We start from the raw sequence: 9,928 nt of genomic DNA on the forward strand, positions 1-9,928 counted from the left end.
GGACTATCGGTAGTGCCGGATCTGCCCGATCACCGGAAGGAGACCGAGCGCGAACAGCGCCTGGAGCAGCAGGACGCTGACCAGGTAGAGCGTGGTGTCGGTGAGCGCGGAGCCATGCTGCCCGAGCAGGGGCGCGGCGCCGAGCAGCGCGCCGACGCCCGTGTGCAGGGCGATCACGACCGTCATGGACAGGCACAACCAGCCGTACCGTCCGCGTCCGGCCAGCAGGAACGCCAGGTAGTAGGCGCCGGCCAGCGCGACGTGCGCGGCCGTCATGACCGCGCCGGCGGCCGAGAGCGCACCCGCCTGGAACAGGCCGGCCAGCAGCGCCGCCCCCAGCACGGCCGGGGTGGCGAGGCAGACCGCGACCTCCCGGCCGATCCTGCGCCAGACCCCGGCGACGAAGGTGTCCGGCCGGCGCGCCCGACGGGTCAGCGCCACGGCGTCGGCCCAGAACCGGCCGCTGCGCCACTCCACCACACCCATCGACAGGATCAGCGGCACCGCGGCCGCCGCGATGTCCAGCCGGCCGAGCAGGTAGGGCGCCTGGGCGTGGAACAGCAGCGCCGCCGAGCAGAGCCCGTATCCGGCGACCCCGCACAGCGCCGGCGCGTCCGGCCACAGTGGATCCCGGGCGGCCGGTTCCTCGGCCCGGCCGTCGGCCCGGGTGGCCCAGATGGCCGCGGCGAAGGCGACCAGCACGCAGACCATGGCCACGGCCACGGTCCAGCGGCGCTGCGTCAAGCCGCCGGAGGCCAGGTAGGCCGCCCCGGACAGGAAGGCCGGGAGCATCGCCGCGGCCAGCCACAGCTCGCGGCGGTAGAAGGTCAGCAATGTGCCGGCCAGCTGGTACGTCAACTGGAAGACGATCATCAGGGCGAGCGCCGGTCCGCCCCGCGACAGCACCGCGCCGCCGAGCAGCACTCCGAGCGGCGGTGCGGCCAGGGCGGTCGCGCGCAGCAGCCGGGCCGCCGAGCGCGGCCGGCCGAGGCCGAGCAGCCGGTACGCGGCGTACGCGGCGACGCCCGAGTAGATCCAGCCGATCGTCCCGGCGAGCACCATCCCCAGCACCAGGCCGGGGCGCCCCACCAGCGCCAGCACGGCCGGGAAGGCGGCGCTCGGCAGCGCGTACAGCAGTCCGTGCGAGATGGGCCGCAGCCCCGCCCACCGGTCCCGACCGGTGACCGCCGTGCCGTACGGCTCGTCGCTGGCCGGTGCCGGCGGCCCCAGCCGGCGGAACACCTCGGAGGCGAGTTCGAACACGTCGGTGTAGCCGTACTCGACCTGGGCGATCCGGTCGGTGTGCCCGTCGGCCTCCAGCGCGGCGGTCACCTGTAGCGCGTCGACCGCCTGACCCAGTTGCGGTCGGACCCGCTCGACCAGGTCGTCCACCGGGTCGGTGGAGATCCTGGGCAGCAGGACCGTCCGTTCGTCGGACCGGTCGGCGTCGCCCGGCGGGTCCGTGTCGGACGGCGGGACGGTGTCGGACGGCGGGACGGTGTCGGACGGCGGGACGGTGTCGGACGGCGCGGCGAGCACGGCGCCGTCGAGTGGCGACCGGGGGTCGGTGCCGACATCACCGCTGGTGGTCACCGCGGTTCACCGGCCGGCAGCGGGGCCGGCGCCGTCGCCCGGATCGGCGTGCCGGGCTGCGCCGGTGCCCGCGGCGGGCCGAGCCGGCCGGGTACCTCGGGCGCCCGCTGCCGGGGAATCCGCAGTGGAACGGTGGCCACCCCGGGACGGATCTTGTGGTTCGGAACGCTGACCCGGCCCTGTGCCTGACCGCGTGGCTGCGGGGCCGCCACCGGCGCGGGAGCGGCGAGCCGTTCGTAGATGTCGCGGTACGCCTGGAGCGAGCGTTGCAGGGTGAACTTCTCCAGCACCCGGGCCCGGGCCACCGCGCCGAGCCGCAACCGCAGGTCCCAGTCACGCAGCAGCCGTACGCAGGCCTCGGCGACGGCCGGGACGTCCCGCGGGGCGACCACGATCCCGGTGTCGCCGACCGCCTCCGCGACGCCGCCGACGTTCGTGCAGACGGTTGGCCGGCCGCACGCCATCGCCTCCACCACCGTGTACGGGAAACCCTCCGAGATGCTGGTGAGCGCGACCAGGCTGCCGGCGTGGTACGCCTCGACCGCGCTGCCCACCCGGCCCTCCAGGGTGGCGTGGCCGGTCAGCCCCAACTCGTCGATCAGGGCCTGGCAGCTCTCGTGGTAGATCCGGTTGGCCGCCGGGGTGCCACCGAAGATCCGCAGCCGGGCGGCCGGGATCTCCGCGCGGACCAGCGCGAACGCCCGGATCAGGGTGTGCAGGTCCTTCAGCGGGTCGACGCGCCCCATGAACGAGATGGTCGGGACGTCCGGTTCGCCGGCCGCCGGCGGGAACTCGTCCGGATCGACGCCGTTGTACATCGTCCACATCCGCTCGGGGTCGGCGCCGTTGTGCAGCTGCCAGCGGCGGTTGTACTGGGAGTGCGGCGCCAGCGCGTCGGTGATCAGGTACGCCGACCCGGCGAGCGACCGGAAGAAGCTGAGCACCAGGACCCGGACCGGGTGTGGCGCGCTGTCGTGCAGATACGCGATGTACCGCTCCCGCAGGTAGATGCCGTGTTCGGACATCACCAGCGGGGTGCCGTAGGTCCACTTCGCGGCCATCCCGACCAGTGCGGCCAGACCGTTCATCGACGAGTGGACGATGTCGGCCCGCAGCGGCGGCGCGCTCAACGGACGCAGCATGTGCGAGATGAGCCAGGCGGCCTCCAGCGCGTCGGCGACGGTGAGCGCGGGCCCGGTCTCGTCGACCCGCAGGGTGTGCCAGGCGTCCAGCAGCATCCCCAGGGCCCGGTTGGACAGCAGTCCCGCGCTCAGGTCGCCGCCGTCGACGGCGTACTCGAACATGCCGCGCAGGGCGAGCAGGAAGGTGCTCCGGTTGACCGCACCCGCCTGGGACCGGGTCGATTCCAGCGGGGTGACCAGGGCCCGCAGGAACACCTCGTAGGACTCGACGAACCCCGCGCCGGGGCGCCCGGACGGAACCAGGGCGCCCCGGGTGGGGCGGCGGCCGGCCGGCCGGCCGCCCCACAACGGGATCGAGTGGATGCGATCGAGGTTCGCCGGCAGGTCGAACACGGGTTTCTCGGTGCCGTCCACGGTGAGCGCCGCGACCTCCCAGCGGAAGTCCGGCATTCCCCGGATCAGCTGTTCACACCAGACGCTCACGCCGCCCATCGCGTAGGGATAGGTCCCTTCGGAGACCAGCGCGATCCTCACCGAGCGCTCCCGTTCACTGTTGTTCTGCCGGTTGTCGCGACGCGTGTCGTTACGCGCGGGGTGCCGCGGTGAACGTGACGGCGGTGTTCGCCGCGAGCGTCGCCGGTACGGTCACGTCGGTGCCGTACGTGGTGGCGCCCGTGGTGCTCGCGGCCACGCCGCCCAACTGGACGGAGCCGGCGGCCGGCGAGGTGACCGTGATGGTGCCGGTGCCGCGGTCGTAGATCGCGTCCACTCCCGCGTTCAACTCGGCGAAGTGGGCGGTACGGGCCCGCGCGTACGCGGCGATGTTCGACCACGACGAGTTGATCAGCGGCACCGAGTAGTAGGAGTCGTACCTGGTGAGCACGGCCGACACCCAGTCGGTGACCAGGCTCTGCCCCGAGCCGTAGTCGTACACGTTGGCGATGTGGAAGGTGTGCGTGTAGATCGATCCGGACGCCACGTGTTGCAGCCCCAGGTCGGCCTCGGAACCGAGGATCTGCGCGTAGGTGCGGTTGGTGGGCCAGTACGGGGTGTCCCCGTCCGGGCCGTACTGGGCGTTGTAGAAGGCCGTCTCCGTCTCCGGGGTCAGCGTGTGGTACGCGATGTTCGTCGGCCAGTCGGGGATCACCGTGATGTTGGCGTCCAGCGGATGCACGGTGCCCGCGTTGAAGTGCGCCGGCACGTGACCGGGGTACGACATGTTGTCGTGCAGGACGGTGATCCCGAGGTCGTCGGCGGCCTGCAACAGGTTCGGGTTGGACGCCGTCAGCCCGTGGTCGGTCAGCGGCTCCCCCGGGGCGTCGGCGTAGACGCCGAGGCCGGAGTACTCGGGAGACTTCAGGATGTCACTCGGGTAGTTCAGCCCGATCGACGTGCCCGCCGTCTTGTTCTCGCTGATCTGGTCGTACGTGGTGCTGTAGCTCGTGTCGTTCATCTCGGGGTGGCTGTACGTGTGGTTCAGCCACCGGAAGTTGTCCTTGAGGCACTTCGTGGTGGCGGTCAGCGTGCTGGCGCCGCCGTTGGGGCTGCACGTGCTGTTGGCGAACGGGTCGATGCCGGCGCCGTTGTAGGCGATGTTGAAGGTGAACCCGGACGCCTGGGGGTGGGCGGTGCGCAGGGCGGTCTGCCGCGCGTCGAGGTTGACCGCGTCGTGGCCGGTGACGTGCCAGCCCGGCGTGTACTCGACGGTGCCGTCGGTGTGGTAAACGGCCGCGCCGTTGAACCAGTCGTCGATGTCGACGTTCAGGTTGTGCTTCTGCTCGCCGAGGAACAGGCCCTTGGTGGCCCACCGGATCAGGCCGTAGACCAGCAGGTCGGTCTGGAGCAGGTACTGGTTGTTGGTGAACGTCAGCGCGATCCGCTCCCGGCCGTCGCTGGAGGTGCTCCGCACTCCGAGCACGTCGGAGCCGTTGGTCAGCAGGGGGTCGGCGGCGCAGCCGGACCGGATCGAGGTGCGGTAGAGGTACGACTGCGTGATCGGGATCTGCGCGGAGCTGTTGAGGTAGTCGAACACCGAGGCGCCGGCGCTGGTCAGCGCGGCCGGCAGCGGGGTGCTGTCGACCCCGCCCTCGCCGTTGTAGTCGAGGCAGTAGTCCTCGGGCCAGGTGCCGTAACTGGTGTAGAGGGCGACCTGCCGGACCCCGAAGTCACGCTCGTACGCCCAGAGCAGGTTCCACTCCGAACTGGTCAGCCCGTACAGGTAGTTACCGCCGGACTCGTAGATCAGCATGCTGTTGGTCAGCAGGATCGCGTTGTACCTGCCGACGTCGCTGGACCGGGCCAGCGTGCTCGCGGTCAGCGGCGTGGTGGCGGTGTAGATGACGTCGTAGGCGGCGCCCATCCGGTCGAGGGTGGTGGTGAGCGCGGACACCCCGAAGTCGTTGGTGTCGGTGGCCACGATCAGTGCCCGCAGCGCGACCTGGTCGTTGTCCGACTGGATGCTGACGCCGTTGGCCCTGGTGGTGGCCCGGGACCCGGACGGGTTGGACCTGTCGACCCGGACCGAGCCGGGCCGGGTGGGCAGCGGGCCGGGGTGGGCCGCCCTGGGGTTCGCCACCTGACCGAGGCCGGGCACGGCGGGCGGCTTGGCGAGGGGGGTCGACGGCCGGGCGAGGACGGGAGTCTGGGTGCCGAGGATGACCGTGAGTGCGGTCAAACCGGCGAGGGCGAGTCGCGTGGCGCGACGACGTGCCGGTCCGGTGAGGACCATGTACTGACCTCCGATGGGGGACGACCGGGGTGACTGACAGTCCATCAAGGACTATTGATATACAAATGAAGCCTATCAATGACCAGCCGAACTGAACGAATACTAAATGTGTCGCCCAGCGAATTGACCAAGCCGCGCTCGAATGCTAGTACCACAATCTGGGAAGCCTACCGCAATATTAAATTACGTTGCGTTTCAAATGTCATTTTTACAGGGACTGGCCGGCCTGACGTGCACCTCGTCGACCGTTACCGCAATGTGGCGGAAATTATTTGGAAATTATTTATGATGATCACCTGGCGGATTCGATCGGTTCGACCTGGACGGCCGAGGGAGCTGGCCCACCACGTCGGCAGGGCGAATAAGTACATCGAGGCCAGCGCGTGGGACCGTGCGGTTCGCCGAATCGGTACGTTCAACCGATAGCCATACCCCGCTTCGATTCTGACCGTCGGGCTGATCCCGGACACGACCCCGCAGATCGAACCGGGTTCGGCCACCCCACCGAATCGTGCCCGGGGGTACCGGTAATTCCATCCTCATCGCGGCGCCGATACGGACAATGGGATGATTGCGTCCGACCGGTTCCGTCGCCCCGGTCTTGAAGCGCACCCCACCGTCGCCGCACGGAGGTTTTTCCGCAATTTGCACCCGCGATATCAGTGGATATTGAACATCGGAGAGGAATGCGGCGACAAGAGGTCGACCATCCGCTGTCATTTCGATTGGACGCCGTGCTGACCGTCGTTCCGGAATGCCACCGGTCATCCCGGCGGCGCGGCGACCCGGTCGCTCGTCTCAGGGCCGGTCACGTCCGAACCGGTGGCGGCCGGTGCCGCGCTTGACCTGGAGTGCGCTCCAGGGTCAAGGGTGGTCGGTGGCGAACCGCCCCTTTCCCTCGGAGGACCCATGAAGTACCGCACGATCGGCTCCGACCCGACGACCCGTCGGCAGGTCAGCGTGCTCAGCCTCGGCGCGATGCTCTTCGGCACCGCCGTCGACGAGGCCACCTCGTACGCCATCCTCGACCGGTACGTCGAGGCCGGTGGCACGTTCGTCGACACCTCGAACAACTACGCGTTCTGGCGCACCGGGGGCCAGGGCGGGGACAGCGAGGACCTGCTCGGACGCTGGCGGCGCAGCCGGGGCGTCGGCGCCGAAGTGGTGATCGCCACCAAGCTCGGCGCGCGTCCCCTGGCTCCGGGCACCGGCTACGTGGACAACCCGGAGGGCCTGTCGGCGAAGGTGATCCGCGAGTCCGCCGAGCGCAGCCGGGAACGGCTCGGCACGGACCGGCTGGACCTGCTCTACGCGCACCTCGATGACCGGACGGTGCCGCTGCGGGAGACCGTGGAGGGCTTCGCCGAACTGGTCGCCGAAGGGACCGTGGGGCTGCTCGGGGTGAGCAACCATCCCGCCTGGCGGGTGGAGCGGGCCCGGACCATCGCGGCCGGCGCCGGCCTGCCCGGGTACGAGGTTCTCCAGTACCACCGCAGCTACCTGCCCAGCCGGGTCGACCTGCCGAGCGACCTGCACCCGGACGGCAACGTCGGCTGGGTCGGCCCGGATCTGGTCAGCTACCTGCACGCCGAGCCGCAACTCACCCTGGTCGCGTACTCGCCGCTGCTGACGGGGGCGTACACCCGGCCGGAGCGGTTGCGCGCCGCGTACGACCTGCCCAGCACGCCCGCCCGGCTGGCCGCACTGCGGGAGGTGGCCGCGCAGACCGGAGCGACGGCCAACCAGGTCGTCCTGGCCTGGCTGATCGGCGGGGATCTGCCGGCGATCCCGCTGGTCGGCGCCTCCTCGGTGGCCCAGCTCGACGAGAGCCTCGCGGCGGTGGACCTGGAGTTGACGCCGGAGCAGCGGGATCGGCTCGACAGGGCCGGCTGAGCACCGCCCGGGCCGGTGCGGTGCTCAGCCGGCCTGGTCACGGCCGGCTGAGGCGCGTCCCGGCCGGGGCGGTGCGGTGCGGTGCTCAGTCCTGCTGGTCGAGGAAGGCCAGCGTCACGGCGGCGAACAGCGGGGAATCGGCGATGTCGTAGTGCGTGAGCCCCGGCAGGATGGCCAGCGCGTGACCGCCCTTCGGCCGGCCATCCCCCGTCCAGCCGCCGTCCCGCAGGCCACCGTCGAGCAGGTTGAAGATCTCGACGAAGTGACTCGGCGGCGCCATGTCGGCGTCGGCGGCGAGCACCAGCGTGGGCACCGACAGCCCGCGGACCTTCTCGGTGTAGTCGAAGTCCTTGGCCATCGCCGCACCGATCCGGTCCAACAGCTTGGGGAAGTCCTCGGGACGGGGCGCCACCCGCTGGTAGAGCTCGTACATCGGGGTCTCCTTCATGAACTCGGCGGCGGCCGCGCTCACCTGGCCCTGCTGTTCGAGGAGTTCCGGATAGAGCGCCGCGCGGCGGATGTTCGCCGACGCCGAGACCAGGCGGCGAACCCGGTCCGGATGCCGGATCGCGACCTGGAGCGCCACACCACCGCCGAGGGAGTAGCCGACCACGTCGGGTCGTCCCAGGTCGAGGTGCTCGATGAGCGCGGCGATGTCGTCGGCCATCAGCGTCACGTCCAGGGGCCGGTCGATGTCGGCCGTCCGGCCGTGACCCTGCAGGTCGACCAGGATGACCCGGTGGTGGTCGGCCAGCTCGGGGAGGATGGCGCCGAACATCTCACCGGAGCAGAGGCCCCCGTGCAGCAGGATCATCGGGTGGCCCGACCCGTGCGTCTCGTAGTAGAGGTTGATGCCGTTCACCTCGGCGTACCGGCCCGAACCCGGCGATCCGGCGGTTTCCTGCGGGTTTGTCATCGCGTGCTCCCTGGTATGTCGTCGAACGGTTGTCGCAATGACCCGGTGGACGACGGAAAATCATCGGACCCTGCGAGTAGCTTCGTCGAGGTGAGCGATGGGGCGAGCGGCACGGTCACCGAGCTGCGGCTGGAAGCGTACCGACCGGAGTTGACGGGCTACTGCTACCGGATGCTGGGGTCGGCGTTCGAGGCGGAGGACGCGGTACAGGACACCTTCATCCGGGCCTGGCGTGGCCTCGACCGGTTCGAGGGGCGTTCGACGTTGAAGTCGTGGCTGTACCGGATCGCGACGAACGTCTGCCTGAGCATGCTCACCAGCGCCCAGCGGCGGGTCCGGCCGATGGATCTCGGCCCCGCCGGCTCCGGCCGGGCCACCGATCCCGGCGAACCGCGCCCCGAGGAGATCTGGGTGGGCCCGGTGCCGGACGACCGGGTGATGCCGGCGGGCGGCGATCCGGCCGAGGTGGTCGCCGCGCGCGAGTCCGTGCGGCTCGCCTTCGTCGCGGCGCTCCAGCATCTGCCGCCACGGCAGCGGGCCGTGCTGATCCTGCGCGAGGTGCTGGCCTGGTCGGCCCAGGAGGTGGCCGACCTGCTCGACACCTCCGTGCCCAGCGTCAACAGCGCCCTGCAACGGGCCCGGGCCACCCTCGCCGGCACCGACGTCACCGCCGAGATCCACGAGCCGCTGGACGACAGGCAGCAGGACCTGCTGCGGCGGTATGTGCGGGCCTTCGAGACGTACGACCTCTCGGCCCTGACCGCTCTGCTGCACGAGGACGCGACGCTGTCGATGCCGCCGCTGCCGCTGTGGTTGCGTGGCCACGACGACATCGCCGCCTGGATGGGCGGCACCGGGAGCGGCTGCCGTGGGTCGCGGCTGGTGCCGGTGTCCGTCAACGGCCTGCCGGCGTTCGGGCAGTACCGGCCCAGCGGCACCGGTGCCGGGCACGAAGCGTGGGCGCTGATCGTCCTGGAGTTGTCGGCCGGGCGGATCGCGGCGATGAACCACTTCCTCGACACCGCCCGGGTGTTCCCGCTGCTCGGGCTGCCGTCCCGGCTGGGATAGCGGACCGACTGGGACGGCGGACCGGCGGGGACAGCCGACCGGCGAGGACCGCCGACCGGCGGGGACAGCCGACCGGCGGGGACAGCCGACCGGTTTCCCCGGATCCGGTCCGGTCCGTGGGGCCGGTCCCGGCGCCGGGTGATGCGCGGATCGCGTGCGCCGTGGCCGATCGGCCGGGGCCCAGAAGGCGGGTTGACGGGCGTCAGCACAGCCGCAACAATCCATTCACATCGTTGTTAGCGCTCACATGGCGGATTTCCTCAGCCGACGCGGCGGTCGCCGCGGGCCGGGTCCGGCCCGGTCCAGGCACCGGCCGCGCCCCGGGTCCGCCTCGGCCCTTCGCGACGGTCCCGCCCGCTGACGGCGACTCCGACCGACTCGACGATGGGAGTAGACAATGCGGACGAGAGCACGATGGTTCGCGACGGTCGCCGCACTGGGACTCGCGATCGCCGGCGCGACGATCCCGACCGGTGGCGCCAGTGCGGAGTCCAACGGTGGAGTACGGGTCATGCCCCTCGGCGACTCCATCACCGAAGGCACCCAGGTCCCCGGCGGCTACCGCATCGGCCTCTGGCAACGCCTCGC

General features: G+C 70.9%; 6 protein-coding genes and 1 pseudogene. 3 read left to right on the forward strand and 4 right to left on the reverse strand.

Features of this window, described 5'->3' with window-relative positions:
• Positions 1-3: 3 nt before the first annotated feature.
• The 3 genes from ACXN5W_RS17535 to ACXN5W_RS17545 are packed head-to-tail and all read right to left on the reverse strand — an operon-like array spanning position 4 to position 5,463.
• Positions 4-1,593, reverse strand: coding sequence for a hypothetical protein (locus ACXN5W_RS17535; protein WP_473159381.1), 1,590 nt, complete (start codon positions 1,591-1,593; stop codon positions 4-6).
• Positions 1,590-3,269 carry a GT4 family glycosyltransferase PelF gene (gene pelF / locus ACXN5W_RS17540; RefSeq protein ID WP_473159382.1) on the reverse strand — a complete coding sequence of 560 codons (1,680 nt, stop codon included), beginning with the start codon at positions 3,267-3,269 and terminating at the stop codon, positions 1,590-1,592. Before pelF ends, ACXN5W_RS17535 begins: the two co-directional genes overlap by 4 nt.
• A gap of 49 nt (positions 3,270-3,318) precedes the next feature.
• Complete coding sequence (locus tag ACXN5W_RS17545; protein ID WP_473159383.1) at positions 3,319-5,463, reverse strand: Agd3-related carbohydrate-binding protein; 2,145 nt, start codon at positions 5,461-5,463, stop codon at positions 3,319-3,321.
• Positions 5,464-6,372: 909 nt separating this feature from the next.
• Here ACXN5W_RS17545 and ACXN5W_RS17550 point away from each other — a divergent pair.
• The gene (locus ACXN5W_RS17550; protein ID WP_473159384.1) at positions 6,373-7,356 is read left to right on the forward strand and encodes an aldo/keto reductase; all 984 of its coding nucleotides are present in this window, start codon (positions 6,373-6,375) and stop codon (positions 7,354-7,356) included.
• Between the two features lie 85 nt (positions 7,357-7,441).
• Here ACXN5W_RS17550 and ACXN5W_RS17555 read toward each other — a convergent pair whose 3' ends face one another.
• Positions 7,442-8,272, reverse strand: a complete 831-nt coding sequence (locus tag ACXN5W_RS17555; protein ID WP_473159385.1) for an alpha/beta fold hydrolase — start codon at positions 8,270-8,272, stop codon at positions 7,442-7,444.
• A 90-nt stretch (positions 8,273-8,362) separates the two neighbouring features.
• Between ACXN5W_RS17555 and ACXN5W_RS17560 the strand changes: the two genes are divergently transcribed.
• Together ACXN5W_RS17560 and ACXN5W_RS17565 are read left to right on the forward strand one after the other, a co-directional pair.
• Positions 8,363-9,340, forward strand: coding sequence for a sigma-70 family RNA polymerase sigma factor (locus ACXN5W_RS17560; protein ID WP_473159386.1), 978 nt, complete (start codon positions 8,363-8,365; stop codon positions 9,338-9,340).
• A 397-nt stretch (positions 9,341-9,737) separates the two neighbouring features.
• Positions 9,738-9,928, forward strand: a pseudogene (locus tag ACXN5W_RS17565) (GDSL family lipase); the annotation flags it as partial.

The sequence above is a fragment of the Plantactinospora sp. A48 genome, assembly GCF_055793945.1.